The organism is Pseudomonas sp. MDT1-85 (genome assembly GCF_054898065.1).
This window is the reverse complement of the sequence record NZ_CM142715.1, coordinates 1,022,486-1,040,212: the sequence shown is the minus strand read 5'-3', so window position 1 is coordinate 1,040,212 and position 17,727 is coordinate 1,022,486. Positions and strand designations below refer to the sequence as shown.

General features: G+C 59.9%; 16 protein-coding genes. 9 read left to right on the top strand and 7 right to left on the bottom strand.

The window, feature by feature from the left end; all coding sequences use genetic code 11:
- Positions 1 to 96: 96 nt before the first annotated feature.
- Both ACYZT2_RS04620 and ACYZT2_RS04615 read left to right on the top strand, forming a co-directional pair.
- The gene (locus tag ACYZT2_RS04620) at positions 97 to 1,449 is read left to right on the top strand and encodes a 3-oxoacyl-ACP reductase (protein WP_461970520.1); all 1,353 of its coding nucleotides are present in this window, start codon (positions 97 to 99) and stop codon (positions 1,447 to 1,449) included.
- 2 nt (positions 1,450 to 1,451) lie between these two features.
- Complete coding sequence (locus tag ACYZT2_RS04615; RefSeq protein ID WP_461970518.1) at positions 1,452 to 2,306, top strand: MaoC family dehydratase; 855 nt, start codon at positions 1,452 to 1,454, stop codon at positions 2,304 to 2,306.
- Positions 2,307 to 2,519: 213 nt separating this feature from the next.
- On the opposite strand, the gene ACYZT2_RS04610 is transcribed toward ACYZT2_RS04615, so the two are convergent.
- Positions 2,520 to 2,930, bottom strand: a complete 411-nt coding sequence (locus tag ACYZT2_RS04610) for a response regulator (protein WP_461970516.1) — start codon at positions 2,928 to 2,930, stop codon at positions 2,520 to 2,522.
- An 85-nt stretch (positions 2,931 to 3,015) separates the two neighbouring features.
- A complete protein-coding gene (locus ACYZT2_RS04605; protein WP_461970514.1) occupies positions 3,016 to 3,213 on the bottom strand; it encodes a Flp family type IVb pilin in 198 nt (65 codons plus the stop codon).
- A 325-nt stretch (positions 3,214 to 3,538) separates the two neighbouring features.
- Here ACYZT2_RS04605 and cpaB point away from each other — a divergent pair, with 325 nt between their 5' ends.
- The 5 genes from cpaB (at position 3,539) to ACYZT2_RS04580 (ending at position 8,820) form a co-directional block, all read left to right on the top strand.
- Entirely contained in the window at positions 3,539 to 4,465 is a 927-nt protein-coding gene (gene cpaB / locus ACYZT2_RS04600) for a Flp pilus assembly protein CpaB (RefSeq protein WP_461970512.1), read from the top strand.
- Positions 4,466 to 4,554: 89 nt separating this feature from the next.
- A complete protein-coding gene (locus tag ACYZT2_RS04595; protein ID WP_461970510.1) occupies positions 4,555 to 5,760 on the top strand; it encodes an AAA family ATPase in 1,206 nt (401 codons plus the stop codon).
- On the top strand, positions 5,757 to 7,037 hold the full coding sequence (locus ACYZT2_RS04590) for a CpaF family protein (protein ID WP_461970508.1): 1,281 nt from the start codon (positions 5,757 to 5,759) through the stop codon (positions 7,035 to 7,037). The genes ACYZT2_RS04595 and ACYZT2_RS04590 overlap by 4 nt, the downstream gene beginning before the upstream one ends.
- 11 nt (positions 7,038 to 7,048) lie before the next feature.
- On the top strand, positions 7,049 to 7,933 hold the full coding sequence (locus tag ACYZT2_RS04585) for a type II secretion system F family protein (RefSeq protein WP_461970506.1): 885 nt from the start codon (positions 7,049 to 7,051) through the stop codon (positions 7,931 to 7,933).
- Positions 7,930 to 8,820 (top strand): type II secretion system F family protein, encoded by an 891-nt coding sequence (locus ACYZT2_RS04580; protein ID WP_461970504.1) that lies wholly within the window; start codon positions 7,930 to 7,932, stop codon positions 8,818 to 8,820. Before ACYZT2_RS04585 ends, ACYZT2_RS04580 begins: the two co-directional genes overlap by 4 nt.
- Positions 8,821 to 9,021: 201 nt before the next feature.
- Here ACYZT2_RS04580 and ACYZT2_RS04575 read toward each other — a convergent pair whose 3' ends face one another.
- The 3 genes from ACYZT2_RS04575 to ACYZT2_RS04565 all read right to left on the bottom strand — a co-directional run bounded on the left by ACYZT2_RS04575 (position 9,022) and on the right by ACYZT2_RS04565 (position 11,667).
- Positions 9,022 to 9,396 (bottom strand): DUF6124 family protein, encoded by a 375-nt coding sequence (locus ACYZT2_RS04575; protein WP_461970502.1) that lies wholly within the window; start codon positions 9,394 to 9,396, stop codon positions 9,022 to 9,024.
- An 898-nt stretch (positions 9,397 to 10,294) separates the two neighbouring features.
- A complete protein-coding gene (locus tag ACYZT2_RS04570) occupies positions 10,295 to 11,083 on the bottom strand; it encodes a response regulator (protein WP_461970500.1) in 789 nt (262 codons plus the stop codon).
- A gap of 113 nt (positions 11,084 to 11,196) precedes the next feature.
- Positions 11,197 to 11,667 (bottom strand): prepilin peptidase, encoded by a 471-nt coding sequence (locus ACYZT2_RS04565; protein WP_461970498.1) that lies wholly within the window; start codon positions 11,665 to 11,667, stop codon positions 11,197 to 11,199.
- A 75-nt stretch (positions 11,668 to 11,742) separates the two neighbouring features.
- On the opposite strand from ACYZT2_RS04565, the gene ACYZT2_RS04560 reads away from it, so the two are divergent.
- Together ACYZT2_RS04560 and ACYZT2_RS04555 are read left to right on the top strand one after the other, a co-directional pair.
- The gene (locus ACYZT2_RS04560; RefSeq protein ID WP_461970496.1) at positions 11,743 to 12,183 is read left to right on the top strand and encodes a TadE/TadG family type IV pilus assembly protein; all 441 of its coding nucleotides are present in this window, start codon (positions 11,743 to 11,745) and stop codon (positions 12,181 to 12,183) included.
- Complete coding sequence (locus ACYZT2_RS04555; protein ID WP_461970494.1) at positions 12,180 to 14,948, top strand: ATP-binding protein; 2,769 nt, start codon at positions 12,180 to 12,182, stop codon at positions 14,946 to 14,948. The genes ACYZT2_RS04560 and ACYZT2_RS04555 overlap by 4 nt, the downstream gene beginning before the upstream one ends.
- Here ACYZT2_RS04555 and ACYZT2_RS04550 read toward each other — a convergent pair.
- Together ACYZT2_RS04550 and ACYZT2_RS04545 are read right to left on the bottom strand one after the other, a co-directional pair.
- Positions 14,918 to 16,900 carry a pilus assembly protein TadG-related protein gene (locus tag ACYZT2_RS04550; RefSeq protein WP_461970492.1) on the bottom strand — a complete coding sequence of 661 codons (1,983 nt, stop codon included), beginning with the start codon at positions 16,898 to 16,900 and terminating at the stop codon, positions 14,918 to 14,920. The two genes, ACYZT2_RS04555 and ACYZT2_RS04550, sit on opposite strands and share 31 nt — an antisense overlap.
- Positions 16,901 to 17,125: 225 nt before the next feature.
- The gene (locus ACYZT2_RS04545) at positions 17,126 to 17,686 is read right to left on the bottom strand and encodes a DUF4136 domain-containing protein (RefSeq protein ID WP_461970490.1); all 561 of its coding nucleotides are present in this window, start codon (positions 17,684 to 17,686) and stop codon (positions 17,126 to 17,128) included.
- Positions 17,687 to 17,727: the final 41 nt, after the last annotated feature.

Genomic DNA, 17,727 nt, shown 5'->3' with positions numbered 1-17,727 from the left:
CCTGCAATGATCAAGCGTAGGCCGTATCTCGTGGATCGAACGACTAATTGCAATTCCTGGTCCACACTTTTAACCCCAGCTGCTGGAGCGTGATTCATGTCTGACCGCTATATCGACTTCGCCAATACGTCCATCGGCCATCGTGTGGTCGGTGCCCTGGGTCTGCCGTCGCCGGTACGACTGGAACGCTGGCAAGCAGGCCGGCTGCGGCCAATCGAGGGGGCGCTGTTGATTGGCGGTGGGCCGCTGACAGAAAAAGTCAGCAGCCTCGCCAACCGCCTGACCGACACGATTTACAGCTACGGCGCCGACCCGACCCTGGCCACCGCGTGGATTCCCGGCCATGGTCAGAAACGCAAAGCCGTGGTGTACGACGCCAGTGATCTGGTGCAGGTCGATCAGCTCAAACAGCTGCGCGAGTTCTTCCAGCCGCTGATGAAAAACCTCGATCACCATGCGCACCTGGTGATTCTTGGCCGGGCGCCAGAGACCTTGAGCAATCCCTTCGCCGCAAGCGCACAGCGTGCGTTGGAAGGTTTCAGCCGTTCGCTGGCCAAGGAACTGCGCAGCGGCGGCACCTTGCAGCTGATCTATGTCGGTGAAGGTGCCGAAGATCAACTGGAAGGCCCATTGCGGTTTTTCCTCTCGCCCAAAAGCGCGTTCATTTCCGGGCAAGTCATTCGCTTGAAGGCGTGTGAGGCGCAGGTGATGGACTGGAGCCGTCCCTTGTCGGGACGCAAGGCTTTGGTGACGGGCGCGGCGCGCGGCATCGGCGCCTCGATCGCCGAAACCCTGGCCCGCGACGGCGCCGAGGTAATCCTGCTCGACGTGCCACCGGCCAAGAACGATCTCGAGGCCCTGGCCGCACGCCTGGGTGGGCGCGGCATCACGTTGGATATCTGCGCCGAAGACGCCGCCGTACAATTGATCGAACACTTGCCCGATGGCATCGACATCGTGGTCCACAACGCGGGCATCACCCGGGACAAAACCCTGGCCAACATGACCCCGGAATTCTGGGACGCGGTGCTGGCAGTCAACCTCAACGCGCCGCAAGTGCTGACCAAGGCTTTGCTCGACAGCGGCACCCTGCGCGACAACGGCCGAGTGATCCTGCTGGCGTCCATCAGCGGCATCGCCGGCAATCGCGGGCAAACCAATTACGCGGCGAGCAAGGCCGGGTTGATCGGCCTGGCCCAGGCTTGGGCCCCGCTGCTGAGTGAGCGCGGCATCAGCATCAATGCCGTAGCACCAGGATTCATAGAAACCCAAATGACCGCGCACCTGCCCTTCGGCCTGCGCGAAGCCGGGCGACGCATGAGTTCATTGGGTCAGGGCGGTCTGCCACAAGACGTCGCCGAAGCCGTGGCCTGGCTGGCACAACCGGGCACCGGAGCGTTTACCGGGCAAGCGTTACGCGTCTGCGGGCAAAGCGTTTTGGGAGCCTGACCATGACCACCGACTGGCACACACTCAATAGCGAACCGGGCCTGCAAACGCTGTATGTGAAGGCGGCAACGCGACGCAAAATCATCGGCACCACACTGCCTGACCTGGGTTATCACTGCTGGGTCAATGTCGATCCGAAACGCCTGGAGGCTTATCTCAAGGTCTGTGGTTTCGCCGACAACGGGCTGCTACCACCGACGTATCCACACATCCTGGCGTTTGCCTTGCAGATGCAATTGCTCACGGCCAAAGCGTTTCCGTTCCCGCTGCTGGGGCTGATTCACTTGAGCAATCGCATCCGCATCCTGCGCCCCATGGGCGGCGTGCACCGGGTGCGGGTCAGTGTGAAAGTGCAGAACCTGAAACCTCATGCCAAGGGGGCGACATTCGATTTGGTGACGACGCTCGACGATCAGTTGGGCGTGCTGTGGGAAGCGGAAAGCCAGATGCTCTGTCGCGGCGTCAAACTGGAAGGCGAGCCCGTCGAGGACGCTTTTGCATCGACGCTACCGCTGACCGAAGTGGCCCACTGGAAAGCGCCGGCCGACATAGGTCGGCGGTACGCCAAGGTGTCCGGGGACTACAATCCGATCCACCTGAGTGCGATCAGCGCGAAGCTCTTTGGCTTTCCTGGCGCCATCGCCCATGGCCTGTGGAACAAGGCCCGTACGCTGGCAGCCCTGACCGATCATTTGCCGACGGCAAACGTTGAGATTGCGGTGCAGTTCAGGAAACCGGTGCGCCTTCCCAGTGAAGTGACGCTGATGTCCAGCGCGGCGGGGTCCAGTGGGGATTTTCAGTTGATGGGTGCGGGGGATCTGGAACATATGGTGGGGCAGTGGCGGCCTGCTACGTGAGTTCGGCGCTTAATTGACAGCGCCTGCGAGATTGCCTTCGCGGGCAAGCCTCGCTCCTACAGTTAGCGTATGGCTGAAAGAGAATGGTCGGCTACCAGGCCGCCAAGATCAAAAGATCGCAGCCTTCGGCAGCTCCTACAGGGCAAACGCGTACGCCGTGTAGGAGCTGCCGAAGGCTGCGATCTTTTGATCCGGCTTTTGATCTTCCGTAGGTCAGGAGTTAACCAAATTCCGAGGCTGCGGAAACAAATTATTCAACGTCTCCAACAACCGCACGTGATAAATCGGCTTGCGAAACAAATCCAGCACCTGCAACCGCAACATATCACTCACATCATCCATATCCGCATGCCCCGACGTCACAATCACCGGCAAATGCTGGCGAGCCGTATGCTCACGCAACCGCTTGATCAACGACATGCCACTCTCCTCCGGCATCCGCAAATCAGTAATCACCAGCGCAATATCAGGATGACAAGTCAAATGATGAAGGGCGAGTTTGACCGACGTTGCCGTAAAACAAGTAAAGCCCTCGCCCTCCAGCAACTCCGCCAACTCCAGCAACGCATCCTCCTCATCATCGACCAGAAGCAGCTGTTGGCGAAGGAGCGCTGGAGCGTTCATGGGGTAACACCTGCAATGGACTAAGCCTTGACGTTAGAAGCCCTTTACGGGATTGGCAAATGACTGCCTATTGCCAGCCTTCAAATCAAAGCGCATCTGAAATTGTGGTGAACATTGCGGTGACACTCGTGGCGATGGGTCCCGCAAATGCCGCCAGCGCGACAGCCACCATACCCGCAATAATCGCGTACTCGATACCCGAAGCACCTTCAGTATCTTTGGCCAGACCTTTGTAAAAAACGAATTCGGTTTTGATCTTCTGAACAACTTTAGTAAAGGACATGACGTGTCTCCCAAGGCAGCGGATGTTGCACGGCCGCAACATGATTCCCCTATGCCAGCACCAGCATTGTCGGCAAACCCCGGACCAACAACTGTAAGAACGCATTAATACTTAAGTAATAGCCGGGTCATTTACGTAATAAAGCAGCCCTTTTGGCTGCAGCCCGTAACTTTTGTCAGATATTTACTGACCTGTAATGGCTTTTTGCTCTACCTGCGCTACGGTCAAATAGCGAAATAGTTCCATGTTCATAGCTGCCTGATTGCGAAATCATCTCATTTATAAACTCTTGGGGGCGTTACGCAGCAGGAAAGGGAGAGCCGTCATGAACAGTCGCGTCACCATGGGCCTGGCCGGGCTGTTTCTGGTAGGCGCCATCATTGCCGGTTACTGGGGGCTGGCGCTGAGTCGCCAACCGGCACCCGAATCCGTCGCGCAACCCGGCACGTCATCGGCCCCGATTTTGGCGCCGACGGACGACCCGAGTCGCCAGCCAGTGGTTGTGCTGCTGCGTGACATAGCGCCGTTCGAGCCAATCACCGCCGCCGACGTGACCGTGGAAAAACTCCGGACTGCCCCGGCCGGCAGCCTGTCTCGTCTCGATCAAGCCATTGGCCGTATGCCTTGGCGCACGCTGACTGCCGGCAGTTGGCTAAATGATGAAAGTTTCGAAACCGGCGGTGCGCTGGCGCGAATGATCCGCCCCGATGAGCGCGCCCTCGCTGTGGCGGCGGATGACGTGGTCAATGTCGGCGGTCAACTGAGCCCCGGCGACTATGTCGACGTCCTGCTGTTTCTGCGCATGGACACCAACAACCTCCAGCAATCGGCCCAGGTCGTGGTCCCGGCGTTGCGAGTACTCGGTGTCGGCGACCAGTTGGGGCTGATGAACGATGGCCAGCCTGCCAACCCGGCACGCAGCACCGAAGAAAGACTCAAGCAGGAACAACAGCGCGCCAGCGCCCGCACCGTTTTGCTCGCCGTCCCCGAACCTCTCTTGAGTCGCCTGATGCTCGCCGCTCAGGTCGGGGTTTTGCGCCTGGCCGTGCGCAGTGCAGAGGAAAAACGTCTGAACCAATACTGGGCCGGCAACCGCGATTCAAAGGCGAGCCTGGCCAGCGCCCATCGCGAACTGGTGCAATTCAGTCAACTGGCCCTGGCCGGCACACCCAAACCTGCGACCGGCGCAGCACCGCACAAGGCGAGCGTGGAAGTCATCCGCGGCAATGAAGTCACCCAACAAACGCCCTGAATCGAGCGAGGACGCTTTTCCATGCGCAGACGTTTCACGCAGTACTTGCTCGACAACGGCTGCTTCGATAAATGCAGCGGGTTATTGCAATGAGCCAGCCCCAGAACCTGAGTCAGACGTTCCTCGCGATCACGCGCAACAGCACCGACTTCGAGTGGCTGCAAGGTGCGCTTGCGCCTTTGGGCCGAGTGATCAGCGCCGGTGGCGGTAATCTCGATGAACTCTTGACGCTGGTAGACGTGACCTTCGCCAGCCTGGTGTTCGTGGGTCTGGACCGTGAACATGTGGTGGCCCAGAGCGCGTTGATCGAAGGAGCCCTGGAAGCCAAACCGATGCTGGCGATCGTTGCCTTGGGCGACGGCATGGATAACCAACTCGTGCTCAATGCCATGCGTGCCGGCGCGCGGGATTTCGTCTCTTACGGCTCGCGTTCCAGTGAAGTGGCCGGGCTGGTGCGACGCCTGAGCAAACGCCTGCCGACCGTGTCGCCGAACACACAACAGAGTCAACAGGGTGGCCTGACCGTGCTTTACGGTGCGCAGAGCAATGCCGACGGAGCGTTGCTCGCCAACCACCTTGCGCACGTGGTGCAAAAGAGCGGCCAGCAGACACTGTTGCTGGATCTGGGCCTGCCGCGTGGCGACAGCCTTGCATTGCTGGGGCTGGAGAGTTCGTTTCATTTCGGCGATGCGTTGCGCCATCTCAGACGCCTCGACGCGACACTGATCGACAGTGCCTTCACCACCTGTGACGCCGGGCTGCGGATCCTCGCCTACGCCAGCAACGACGAACCGCTGGAACAGACCAGTGCCGCCGAGCTGTACATGCTGCTCAGTGCCTTGCGTCAACATTTCCAGCACATCGTGGTGAACCTCGCCGGCCAGTCAGACAGCGAAGCCTTGCGCACCTTCGTCAGCCATTGCGACAAGTTGCTGTGGTACACCGATCAGAATGTGCTCGACTGCCGACGCAACCTTGAGGTGCTCGGCCGCTGGCGCGAAAAAGGCCTGAAGCTCGACCACGCCAGATTGCTGGTGGACCGCTATCTGCGCAGCGTCGCGCCAGACTCCGACACCTTGAGCAAAAGTTTCGGCATGGAAGTTATCGCGGTCTTGGCCTACAGCCCGGAAGTGCGGCTCAGCGCCAAAAATCAGGGGGTGAGCCTGTTCGAACTGGCTCCGCGAGAGAACCTGACCCAAAGCCTGCGCGCCCTCGGCGAACGCCTGGCCAAACGCTCCGAAGACCCGGACAAACCCAAGGCCGGCTGGTTCGACCGATTGAGGGGCGCGCCATGAGCGGGGAAAAACTCTTCGGCGCGCCCTCCCACGGGCCGGCCGGCAATACCGACCACGAAGGCCTGAAACTGGTGCTGCACCGCTACATCATCGACGCCATCGAAGAGTCTGGAAAAAACCTGCTGGAAGGTTCGCGGCAAATGCTGTCGCAGTTCGTCATCGACAAAGTCGCCGAGTACATCGCCCGTTTGCACCTGGCGATTTCCCGTTATGAGATGGAGCGGCTGGCTGAAGAAATCGTCGACGAGCTCACCGGTTTCGGTCCGCTGGAGGTGCTGCTGCGTGACTCGACGGTGACCGAGATTCTGGTCAACGGCCCGCACCGGGTGTTTGTCGAGCGCGAGGGTGTGTTGCACCTGAGTGACCTGCGCTTCATCGACGACCACCACGTCGAGCGGGTGATGCAGCGAATTCTCGCGCCTCTGGGCCGACGGCTCGACGAATCTTCGCCGATGGTCGATGCGCGCCTGCCCGACGGCAGCCGGGTCAACGCGATCATCCCGCCCATTGCCCTCGATGGCCCCTGCTTGTCGATTCGAAAATTTCGCAAGGACATGCTCAAAAGCTCCGATCTGATGGCGATGCAAACCATCGATCAGGCGATCTTTGAATTTATTCAGGAGGCCGTGGGCAAGCGTTGCAACATTCTGGTCAGCGGCGGTACCGGCACCGGCAAGACCACGCTGCTGAACATCCTCAGCCAGTTGATCGCCCCTCACGAACGCCTGGTCACCATCGAAGACGTCGCCGAATTGCAACTGGGCCATCCTCATGTGGTGCGCCTGGAAACCCGACCGCCGAATGCCGAAGGCCACGGCGAAGTGAAGGCCAGCGATCTGATTCGCAACGCGCTGCGGATGCGCCCGGACCGGATCATCCTCGGCGAGATCCGCGGCGTCGAAGTAGTCGATGTGCTCACCGCGATGAACACCGGCCACGACGGTTCCATGAGCACTGTGCATGCCAACAATGCCCAGGATGCGCTGTTGCGCCTGGAGACCCTGGTGGGCCTGACCGGACGCTCCATCGCTGAACGCACCCTGCGGCAAATGATCTGTGCGGCGCTGGACGTGGTGATTCAACTGACGCGCCTGCCCGATGGCCGCCGCTGCGTCAGCGAAGTGGTGGAGGTCGTGGGTATTCGTGATGACATCTACGTGACCAATACGCTGTTCCGCTTCGACCGACGGACCGGTTTCGGTTTTCTGCGCGAGGCGGTCAACCCCGCCGGCGATAAACTGCGTCGCGAATCGGCGCTCTCTCCCTTACCGCACTAAAGGGTCACAGCATGCTCAAACCGGCGCTGCTCATCCTGATTTGCCTGACGTTGCTGGGTCTGTCGATCCGTTTGTTCTACAACGGTCTGCGCCAGACCGGCATCGATCGAACCCTCGGTCGCTTGATGCAGGGGCAACCGCAACTGGCGGTGGCGAAATCTTCCTGGGCTGGCCTGGAACGGGCCTTTCTACGCGCCGGCCTCGGTCGTCCCACCGAGCGCCTGGGGTTGTGGCTGTTGCTCTGGGCCGTGGGCATCTTGCTGGGGTTTGCCCTCGCGAGCTGGATCGGTTTGCTGGCGTTGTTGCTGATGCCACCTCTGGCTCTACGGCTGTACATCAGTTGGTGCTATCAGCGCCGGCTCAAGCGCATGATCGAACAACTGCCGTCATTGCTCGATCACACGGTGCGCAGTCTGAAGTCCGGACGCACCTTGGCCGATGCGGTGCTGGTCGCCATCGACGCCGCCGAAGACCCACTGAAAAACGCCATGGGCCGGGTTCAGCGCAACGTGCACCTGGGCGTCAGCCTGCCTGACGCTGTCACGGACTTCGCCGAACTGTACGAGAAAGACGAGTTTCGCTTGTTCGCGCTGGGCCTGAAGGTCAATCACCGCTACGGCGGCAATGCCAGTGAGCTGTTCGAGAACCTGATCAAAATGATCCGCGAACGAGACCAGGCTGCGCGCCAACTGCGCGCCATGACGGGCGAAACCCGCATCACGGCGATAGTGCTGGCCCTGATGCCAGTGGGGCTTGCCGCTTACTTTTTGCTGTCCAATCCGAAATACCTGCTCGCCATGTGGAACAGCAGTTCGGGGCAAATGATGCTCGCGACCGCGTTCGGCCTGCAGGTCGTGGGTTGCCTGGCGCTGTGGCGCATGTTGCGTAGCGTATGAAAATAGCCCTGCTGATCAGCGCACTGTTGTTTCTGGCCGCCACACTGTTGCTGCTCAACGGGCTGCTGGACCAGCATCGACGTGCTCGCCAGGTGGTTCAACGACTGGACGGCAAACCGTTGAGCGACCATCGCGTCAGTCACTGGTTGCAAGCGCTGGGCGACAGTCGCATCGGTCAGCGCTCGGTCAAACTGGACAACGAAACCCAAATACTGCTCAACCGCCTCGGCTGGCGCAGCGCCCGACAACGCTCGCTGTTCGCCGCCTGCCAGATCGGCATACCGGTGCTTGCGTTGGTCCTGAGTCTATTGATCCAGAGCGTGTTCTTCCCGCAGGTGAACAATGCCTGGATCGCCCCGGCCTTCGCCACCGCCCTCGGTTATTTGTTGCCAAAACGCTTGCTGGCCGCTGCCGCACACCGTCGGCAAAGACAACTGGCGATCGAGATTTCGACCTTCATTCCACTGCTGCGCATCCTGTTCGAATCCGGCATGGCGGTGGAGCAGTCGCTGCGAGTGCTGAGCATCGAAGGCAAACAATTACTGCCAGCCCTGACCCATGAACTGCGCCTGATATTGACCCGGGTCGATTCCGGTCTGGAACTGGGCGAAGAACTGAACAAGGCCACTCAATTGTTGGCGGTGGACGAATTCACCGACACCTGCGTGATTCTTCAGCAATTGATCCACCAGGGCGGCGGCGCCATGAAATCACTGCTGGGGCTCAAAATACTGCTCGATGACCGGCGCCTGACACGCTTGCAGGAATACATCTCCAAGATGTCCGCGAAAATGTCCGTCGTGATGATGCTGTTTCTCTTCCCGGCGCTGCTGATCGTACTGGCCGGCCCCAGTTTCAGCGCATTGGCCCGGGCCTTTGGTCGTTGAAAGACCAACGGCGATCCCGTAGGAGCGAGCGGTGCGGCGATCCGACTTGCCCGCGAAGGCGACCTGACAGCCAACCAATTTCTTGCAGATGCATACGATTCAATTGTGGGAGCGAGCCTGCTCGCGATGGCGGCATGTCAGACGACATCCATGTTGAATGTGAGAAAGCCTTCGCGGGCAAGCCTCGCTCCTACAGGGGGGTCAGCTGTGTGGCGCGGGTTTTGGTATGTCGACGTTATCCAGCATTCGATTCACCGCCAGCTCGGCCAGCATGATGACCTGCTGAATCGCCAGGATCGTATGCCGCTGTGGGGCTTCGACATACGCGGCAATGTCGCTGGTCATGACGCTTGCCGACGCCAACGACTCGCAGACATGGGCTAGCAGGCTTTCGTTATCCATATCTGGCGCAACCATAAACATCTTGCTCGGCTTGCGGCCTTCGGTTTTGTTTGGGGTGGGATTGAGGTAGTGGTCGAGCGCGCGGTTAGCGGCGTCGTGGAATTTTTTTGAATCAGCAGATTCGTAAGGGGAAATGTTGTCGGTTTCTGGGGGATTCGGGGTTGCTTTGAACATGATTACACCTCTGGGATGAAATGGAGCCACTTCCAAATTGCCGCGATGCAATTTGGGGTGGCAGCTGTACGCGGGTTCGCGGACCGATCCCTGAGGCTTGCTCGGCATACCCGAAGGTATCCCGCGCACAGTCGCCATGACACGAAACGACAGACACCCAAAAGTGCTGTTGTTTGGTGGAGCGATTATGCCTCAAGAATCGAGCCGCGACGCCCGGACGCTGAATTGTCAGCGACGGACAAAGGCTAGAGACACAGCGTCCGACGGGCAACCTGAAAAACATGTGGGAAGGTTCTGATGTTTTTACCGATCGATAAACATCGTTGGCTGTGAGGCCGCCATCGCGAGCAGGCTCGCTCCCACAGTGGGTCGGCGTATATCCGGGGGGAGATTGGTCGGCTGTCAGGCCGCCAAGATCAAAAGATCGCAGCCTTCGGCAGCTCCTACGTGGGGTTGTGTATACCCGCGAGAGATTGGTCGGCTGTCAGGGCGCCATCGCGGGCAAGCCCGCTCCCACAGTGGAGCGGTGTGCACCCGCCCCTCACCACTCAACAGGCCGAGCGTTAGCTCGCCTGCTGCTTTTGATCTTGATCTGCCCGCCCCTTCGGGAGGCTGAGTGGAGGTGTTCATCTGGGGATTGGCGCGTAGCGCCGTTCGACGCAGTCGAACCCATCGCATGTAGGTCGTAGCGAAGCAGACCGTAGGGCGATGCCCCCAGATGGATACCGGAGCGAAGGAACGCCGAGCCTTAGCGAGGGGCCGGACGCTTGGGGCGAGACCTTTTGGTTCCTTTTGGGGCGTTTGCCAAAAGGGACTCGCCGTAAGGGCGAAACCATAAGCCGCCGTTACCGCAGAAATGGATATGTACACCAATGAAACAGCGTACACCCGAAAAAACTCAGTGCGCAGTAAGCCGCCGCACACCCGCATTACCAGGCGACAACGCCAACGCCACTTGCGTGCGATTATGCATATGCGTCAACCGCAACACCTGCGACACATAAAGCTTCACCGTGTTCTCGGTAATCCCCAACTCACAGGCAATCTGATAATTGGTCTGCCCCTTGCCCACCAACCGCGCCACCTCCAACTGCCGCGGCGACAGCTGATTGAAAACCGCCGGCATCTCCACCCGCTCCGCCTCACTGGCCACACCATCAGCCGAATCAGACGAAGACACCGAGGACGGTCCCCGACGAACCTTGTCCAGATCCTGATACAACTCGTCGATCGACTCGCAAAGGTACTGCAGCTTCTGACTCAAATGCCCCAACTGCAGGTTTTTCTGTCGCTCCTGCAAGACCACCTCCTGGCGCTGCAAACCTTCGAGCAACTCAGCCAGATCAATCGGCTTCTGATAGTAGTCAGCGAACCCGGCGCGCAAGGCCTTGATCACATCCTGCTTGTCTGCGCGACCGGTGAGCATGATCGCCTCGAACGCCCGGTGCTTGCCGGACAACCGTTGCAATGCCTGGACGAGCTGAATGCCATCCATGTCAGGCATCTGCAAATCACAGAGCACCAGACCGATATCCTCATATGCATTGAAACGCTCGATCGCCTGTTTGCCGGACTGACAAGGAACACAGCGATAACCATTGCGCTCGATGAACTCGCACAGTTCTTCGACAACCAATGGCTCGTCATCGACCACAAGGACTTTTATTGCCGAGATTAGCTTGCTCACGTGTCACTCCAGGCTTGACCGTTCCTGTACCCACTTCCAAAGGCTGTACAACAACTGTTTTGAAAGTAGACGCACTTTCCAACTATGTACATAGAACGGGCGGCGCACGGTGACTAATGCATCCAGACCAGAGTGAGCAACATGCCCACTAATACGAACGGCGCAAAAGGCTGCTTTTTTGACGTTCCCGGCCCCAGGTAGCGAAGACGATCCCTAAGCCCCTGCCCCATATACAGCCAGAGTCTTGGCGCCAACAGCAGCCAGAACACACTGGCCAAACCGGCGCCGATAAAACCGCCGAGCAGGTGCATACCGTCCGTCGCAAGGCCCAGCGTCGCCATCAGTTTCACGTCGCCCGCCCCCAGACGTCTCAATGCATAACCGGGCAAGGTGAAGGCCAGTGCCAACAACAAAGCCCAGCCGCCCTGCACCGCCTCGGCCCCCAGCCACGTGGTGCCCGTCCACAACAGATACGTCAGCGCCAACACACCTGCGCCAAGGGTCAGGGCATTGGCGATGTGCCGCTCTCGGACATCCTGTGCTGCGCAAAGCGTCAGCCAGATAAGTAGGACAAGGTTCTGCATCCGGTAAAAAACGTCCGTTTTGGCTGAATGACTCTATGCTGATACTACGTCGTGATGGTCAGGGTAGACGCACTCATGAAAACAGGCCTCCCCCGCAAACAAAAAGGTGCCGTGGCGATTGAGTTCGCCTTGGTGTTCATCATCTTCTTCGCCGTGTTTTATGGGGTGGTCAGTTACAGCCTGCCGCTGTTGCTGATGCAATCGTTCAATCAATCGACAGCCGAAGCGGTGCGCCGCAGTGTGGCGCTAGACCCCAGTACCGCCAATTACGACACCGCCGTGCGAACCGTTGCCACCACCGAACTGACCCGGCAGCTGGCCTGGATTCCCGCCGCGCTGAACTTCAATGTGGCCACCGACACCAGTGCCACCTACATCAGTGGCGTGCTGACGGTCAGCATCAACTACCCCACCAGTAAACTGAATCAAGTCCTGCCGTTTTTGGTGCTGCCGGGGATCGGCTCGGTACCCGATCTGCCGGCGACCCTTACCGCCCGATCGAGCCTGCAATTTTGAGTTCCGGGGACAAGCTCTTCGGGCGCCTGCTCAATCGCCAACCGCCACAGCCCTCACACAGTGCGGACACGCCGAGCGTGCAACGTGTCGGTTTGCAGCTGCATCTGAATGACGAGGGCCGAGTGATTCAGCTGAGCGGCCCGCTGCGGCATCTGCTGGCGCAGCAAATGCCCGGCGCGCAGGTACCGCATCTACTCGATTACCTCATGCCCCATAGCGGCCTGTCGGTCGAAGGCGCGCCGGCCGAGTGGCAAGGACAAAGTCTGGACCTGGATTTTTTCAGCCTCGGCGAACAACCGCTGCATCTGCGTGGCTGGGTACAGCCATTGGGCGAAAACTGGCTGTTGCAGTTGATCGACATCGGCGACCTACTGCTCGAACGTCGACAAGCGCGCAGCCGCGAACAATGCCAATTACTCGCGACGCAGATCAGCGAACAGTTGCGTCTGTGCAGCCTGACGCGCTTGCCCGAGGTGCTGGCGGAGCAACTGCAAGGCTTGGCCCAGCGTTTTCAGATCCCGTGCATCGCCATGGCCTTGCTCGATGAACAGGCAGAGGGTTGGCTGATCCACCAGCATTACGCGGCCTTCGATGCGCCTCTATTGTGGGAAATCGATCAACGCCTGGGCACCGGCCTCGACAGTTTGAATGGCTCCGCCCCTCAGCAACTGATCCCCAGCGAACACCCGCGCCTGCAAGGCATCTTCGGCAATGCCGAAGGGTTCGCGGTGCCTTACCACAATGCCCTGGGCGTGGTCGCCTGGTTGCTCTGTGGTTTCTACCCGGTGCAACAGCGTGCCCCCGACCTGAGCGAGCGCGACTGGTTGCAACTCACCGCAGCCTTGGCCGGCCCATTGCTTGAGCGTTTGCGCGAGCATCAGCACCACCTGCAACTGGAGCGGCTCGAATCTCTGCAAGCCTTGCTGGGCACTGGCTGGTGGGAGGTCTTCAGCGACGCCGCCGAGGTGCAATTGGCGCCGTCGCTCGCCGATACCTTGAACCTTGCGAGTACTCGTTTGCCGCTGCACGACTGGCTCGAACAGATCCACCCCGCCGACCGTGAAGAGCTGACGATTCGCCTGCAAACCTTGCAGGACGAAGGCGCGCCGTTGCTGCTGTGTGTACGCCTGCATCACCCCGACGCGGCGCAAACGCCGATCTGGTATCGACTGCAAGGGCAGGCCTTGGGCATCGGCAAAAACCGGCGGCTGGTGGGTTTCATGCTCGACATCAGTGACATCAAAAATCAAGAGCAGAACGCCGCGGCCGCCCATGCCCGGCTGGACAATCTGATCGCCAGTTCGCCGGCGGTGATCTACGTACAGCGCTATGTCGAAGGTGCACTGCAACCGACATTTTTCAGCGACAGCCTGTTGCCGCTGCTCGGTTGGTCGCTCGCCGATTGTGCCGCTGGCGCGCTGGTGGAACGGGTCCATCCCGAGGACCGCGATTGCTATTTCGAGCGCACCCGACAACTGCTGCGCGAAGGCTCAGTGCGTGCCCGTTATCGGCTGCGCGACAGTCGCGGCGATTATCACTGGCTGCTCGACGAAGCCAAACTGCTGCGCGACGATCTCGGGCTGCCGGTGGAAGCTGTGGGGCTGTGGCTGGATGTCACTGAAGCGACACTGGCCGCCGAGAAAGTAAAACAGAGTGAAGAGCGCTACCGGATTCTGGTGGAAGATTCCCCGGCGATGATCTGCCGCTACCTTCCAGACCTGACACTGACCTTCGGCAACCGCCCGTTGGCGACTTATCTGGAATGCCAGCCCGAGCAACTGCCGGGGGTGAACCTGGGCAGCTGGATGTCGCCGGAACAGCGCGAAGCGTTTCTCCAGCGCCTCAGTCGACTGAGCCCGGAGTTCCCGGTCAGCACCGCGGAAATCAACCTGCAACTGCCGGGACGGGAACATGCGTGGTGGGTCTGGTCGGATCGCGGGGTGTTCGACGAGCAGGGTCGCTTGCTTGAGATTCAAGCCGTGGGCCGTGACAACACCGAGGTCCGGCGTGCCCAGCAACAGCTCACCCAGAGCGCGAAAATGGCCACCCTCGGCGAAATGGCCACCGGGCTGGCCCATGAAATCAATCAGCCACTGAACGTGATGCGCATGGCCATCGTCAATGTGCTCAAGCGTCTGAGCAATGGCGATGCGCAAATCGATTACCTGACAGACAAGCTCAACCGCATCGACGCGCAAGTCCAGCGCGCCGCGCGGGTGGTGGATCACATGCGGGTATTCGGTCGGCGTTCGGAGATCGAGCAGCACCCGTTCAATCCGGCACAGGCCATCGAGGGCACGCTGTCACTGCTGTCCGAAGGCATGCGCGGCAAAGGCGTCGAGCTGCGGGTCAGCGAGACCGGATTTGAAGTGCAGGTGCGCGGTTACGTCGATCAGCTGGAACAGGTGCTGATCAATCTGATGGTCAATGCGCGGGATGCGCTGCTGAGCAAACGCGAGGCCAACCGGGAGTTCAAACCATGGATTTCGGTGTACGCCGAACGTGATGAATACTCGGTGCGACTGTGGGTCGAGGACAACGGCGGCGGTATCGATCCACGCCTGCTGGAGCGGATTTTCGAACCGTTTTTCACCACCAAACCGGTGGGCGTCGGCACCGGGCTCGGGTTGTCGGTGAGTTACGGCATCGTCGAAAACATGGGCGGTAAGTTGAGTGTTAGAAACTCGACTGAGGGCGCGCGGTTTTGTATCGAGTTGCCGATTGCCACGGACGATCAGATCGCCAGCGTCGCGCGCCCCGAGTGACAGCTGAGATTGGCGCCAACGTCGACCTTGTTCAAGTCGATCCCAAGGCTTAACAGCAAGGTGTTGATCAAGCTGTCGAGCAACGGGCTGAGCACGCTGTTGATCGCGCTGACCAGCAAGGTAGTGACGCTGCTCAGGATCGTCCCCAGACCGCTGACGAGACTGCCCGACGGGCCATACATGTCCACGTGAATGTTAAGCGGGGTGTTGAGCAGACTGCTGACGATGCTGCTGGTGGTAAACGAGTAGTAGAACGGTGGCTGGTTGATTTCCGGCAGGCTGGTGGCGGGTGGTGCGGAGTAGATGTGGGAAATATTGGTGTTCGCCGCCACGCTGGTGTCGGCGACGATATCGATGCCGCCACCGACGCCGGGCACACGCGGATCGCAAGTGATGGGCAAGAACAGAAGCCTGCGACAGGTTTTGATCCCGATATCGATCACCTTCAACGGCTGCACCGTGACCGCCGGCGGTGTGGTGTTGCTGCCGAACATACTGGCCCCATCGATCCGGCCGATTTTCAGGTTCACCAGCGACGTACTGGTGTTGGTGGTCAGGGTTTTATTGGTGTTGCTGACGCAGCTGTAGGCCGTGACGTAACTGCTGGCGCTGGCGACCTCCAGCGCCACGTCGAGCCGTATGGGCCCCGGCAACACCATAATGTCGGGCGTCTGGCAGGGCACGCCCAAGGCACAGGTCAATGAATTGAGTACCGCCACCAGGTTGAGATTGAGCAAGGCATTGAGGGTGTTGGTCAGCGGTCCTGCCAGATCGGCCACCGCATTGACCAGCGCCATAATGGCGTCGAGTGCAGGCAAGTCGATCGACAACAATGTGCGAACCTGCGCGGTTCTCACGTAGATCCGATTGGGCCCCAGTGGGTTCAGTGCCGCGTTTTTCGGATTGCCTACCGCGGAGAGTTGCGGCGGCTCCAGTACCTGCACCCGAGCCGTGATTTGTGCCAGCCCCGCCAGATTGATCGGCAGCGTCGCCACCAGACCGTTTTTCTTGTTGGCCAGTTGCACGATGCCTTCGATCAGGTTGAACACGCTCACGTTAGTCGCCAACGCCGACATATTGCTGCCGTTCTCGACGTGCAGCATATTGCCCAGCACCACGGTCGTTGAGCCAGCGGCAACCTTGAGTGCTTGCAGACCGACGATGGTCGCCGTCGCACCGAGAGTGCCGCCGGGGTCCAGCACATTGACGGCAGTCTGGATCAACTGACTGACGGCCACCGAAGTGCCCAATACCTGGTCATACCCGGCGGCGTTGAGGCCGAGATCGACCTTCAGTCGATCGAGGTAACCGAGCAGGCTGATGTTGGTATTCACCAGACCCTGCCAGCCCGCCACGGAGAGGTTCAGATTGCCGCCCAACAAACCACCGAACAGCCCATTGAGGGTGGTCGACTGGCTGGTATCGATAGTCAACACCGTACTGCGAATGGTCAACGATGCCAGCGGTGGCGGCAACGCCGCGACGGCGGTCGCGGTCAGGTTGAGGGTCGCCCCGGCCGGAGCACCGCCGAACACGGCACCCATACCACCGGCGAAACTTTGCAGGATCGAATGGCTGACAGTCACCCTGATGGCTTCGCTGCTGCTCGGATTAGCCGTAAAAACCCGAAGATTATTGGCGTCCAGACTCATGGTGCCACAGGCTACCGCCAGGCTGCGTGTGGGGTCAGGAAGAGTGAAATAGTTGCGGTTTGCACTGGCGGTGGCATAAGCGGTAGCGGTGGCTCCCACGGCGCAATCACCATTGCGCGTGGCAGCCTCCAGCGCGGCCATATCCGCCACCCGTTGCAAGCTGCGTTTTTCCAGGTACAGGCGGCCGCTGTCGACCACGACCAGCAAGAACACCAAGGCCATGCCCAGAGCCAGCACCGCCATCAAACCGATCGCTCCCCGTTGCCGGGCCGGGCTACGAAACTGCGAGCAGGGAGACATGGCACACTCCTTTGCCGGCGCACTGCCGAGGGCTACCTCCATTGGTGAGAAGCAGTGTAGACAAGGGTTCGCCAGATTGCTGGCAACTCGCCACCCAGAACAACAAAAACTCAATGTGGGAGCGAGCCTGCTCGCGATAGCGGTCTGTCAGTCACATCAAGTTCGGCTGTGCCGCCGTCATCGCGAGCAGGCTCGCTCCCACAGGGGATCCGTGGTGTCAGCTAGTTAGCGCGGTGGATAGTTAGTCAATATCCGCCCGACCGTCTCGTGGATTTTATTGCTGCGATCCTGCGGATTCGGTGTGCGGCTGAGCGTTTGCTCGTCGCTGCCGCGCCACACCAGTTTGCCGTCCTTGCCATCGAGCAGGTCGACCTGAATGGTCGCCACCTTGTAGCTGATGTTGCGGGTTTCGTTGTACATCGGCCCGCCCCAATAGCCGTAGCCGTGCCATGGACCACCCCAGCCGCCGCCATAGTTAGTGGTCACCTGTTGCTGGCGATCTTCGACGATCAGGTAGGCCTGCACCTTCAGATCCGAGCTGGCACCGGCGGCCGGACGCAAGCCACGCTGATCCAGCTGATCGGCAACGGACTGGCGGATACGTTGTTCGGTCAGGTCACTCTTGATCCGTGGATCATCGGGACGGTATTGCACGGCGGGCTCTTTCCAGCTCCAGCTACGATAGGCGGAAAAATCGCGGCTGGCATCGAAGTCATGATTGACCTGGTTGGCGACGCAGGCTGTGAGCAGTGCGGCCATGGCCAGTAAAGCGAGACGGCGGAACATGATTTTTCTCCGATAGAAGACATGCACCTGCGGGAGGCTTC

Excerpts from the sequence above, each read along its gene's own strand:
- ACYZT2_RS04620 (WP_461970520.1), top strand. The coding sequence starts at position 97 with ATGTCTGACCGCTATATCGACTTCGCCAATACGTCCATCGGCCATCGT.
- ACYZT2_RS04615 (WP_461970518.1), top strand. The coding sequence starts at position 1,452 with ATGACCACCGACTGGCACACACTCAATAGCGAACCGGGCCTGCAAACG.
- ACYZT2_RS04610 (WP_461970516.1), bottom strand. The coding sequence starts at position 2,930 with ATGAACGCTCCAGCGCTCCTTCGCCAACAGCTGCTTCTGGTCGATGAT.
- ACYZT2_RS04605 (WP_461970514.1), bottom strand. The coding sequence starts at position 3,213 with ATGTCCTTTACTAAAGTTGTTCAGAAGATCAAAACCGAATTCGTTTTT.
- cpaB (WP_461970512.1), top strand. The coding sequence starts at position 3,539 with ATGAACAGTCGCGTCACCATGGGCCTGGCCGGGCTGTTTCTGGTAGGC.
- ACYZT2_RS04595 (WP_461970510.1), top strand. The coding sequence starts at position 4,555 with ATGAGCCAGCCCCAGAACCTGAGTCAGACGTTCCTCGCGATCACGCGC.
- ACYZT2_RS04590 (WP_461970508.1), top strand. The coding sequence starts at position 5,757 with ATGAGCGGGGAAAAACTCTTCGGCGCGCCCTCCCACGGGCCGGCCGGC.
- ACYZT2_RS04585 (WP_461970506.1), top strand. The coding sequence starts at position 7,049 with ATGCTCAAACCGGCGCTGCTCATCCTGATTTGCCTGACGTTGCTGGGT.
- ACYZT2_RS04580 (WP_461970504.1), top strand. The coding sequence starts at position 7,930 with ATGAAAATAGCCCTGCTGATCAGCGCACTGTTGTTTCTGGCCGCCACA.
- ACYZT2_RS04575 (WP_461970502.1), bottom strand. The coding sequence starts at position 9,396 with ATGTTCAAAGCAACCCCGAATCCCCCAGAAACCGACAACATTTCCCCT.
- ACYZT2_RS04565 (WP_461970498.1), bottom strand. The coding sequence starts at position 11,667 with ATGCAGAACCTTGTCCTACTTATCTGGCTGACGCTTTGCGCAGCACAG.
- ACYZT2_RS04560 (WP_461970496.1), top strand. The coding sequence starts at position 11,743 with ATGAAAACAGGCCTCCCCCGCAAACAAAAAGGTGCCGTGGCGATTGAG.
- ACYZT2_RS04550 (WP_461970492.1), bottom strand. The coding sequence starts at position 16,900 with ATGTCTCCCTGCTCGCAGTTTCGTAGCCCGGCCCGGCAACGGGGAGCG.
- ACYZT2_RS04545 (WP_461970490.1), bottom strand. The coding sequence starts at position 17,686 with ATGTTCCGCCGTCTCGCTTTACTGGCCATGGCCGCACTGCTCACAGCC.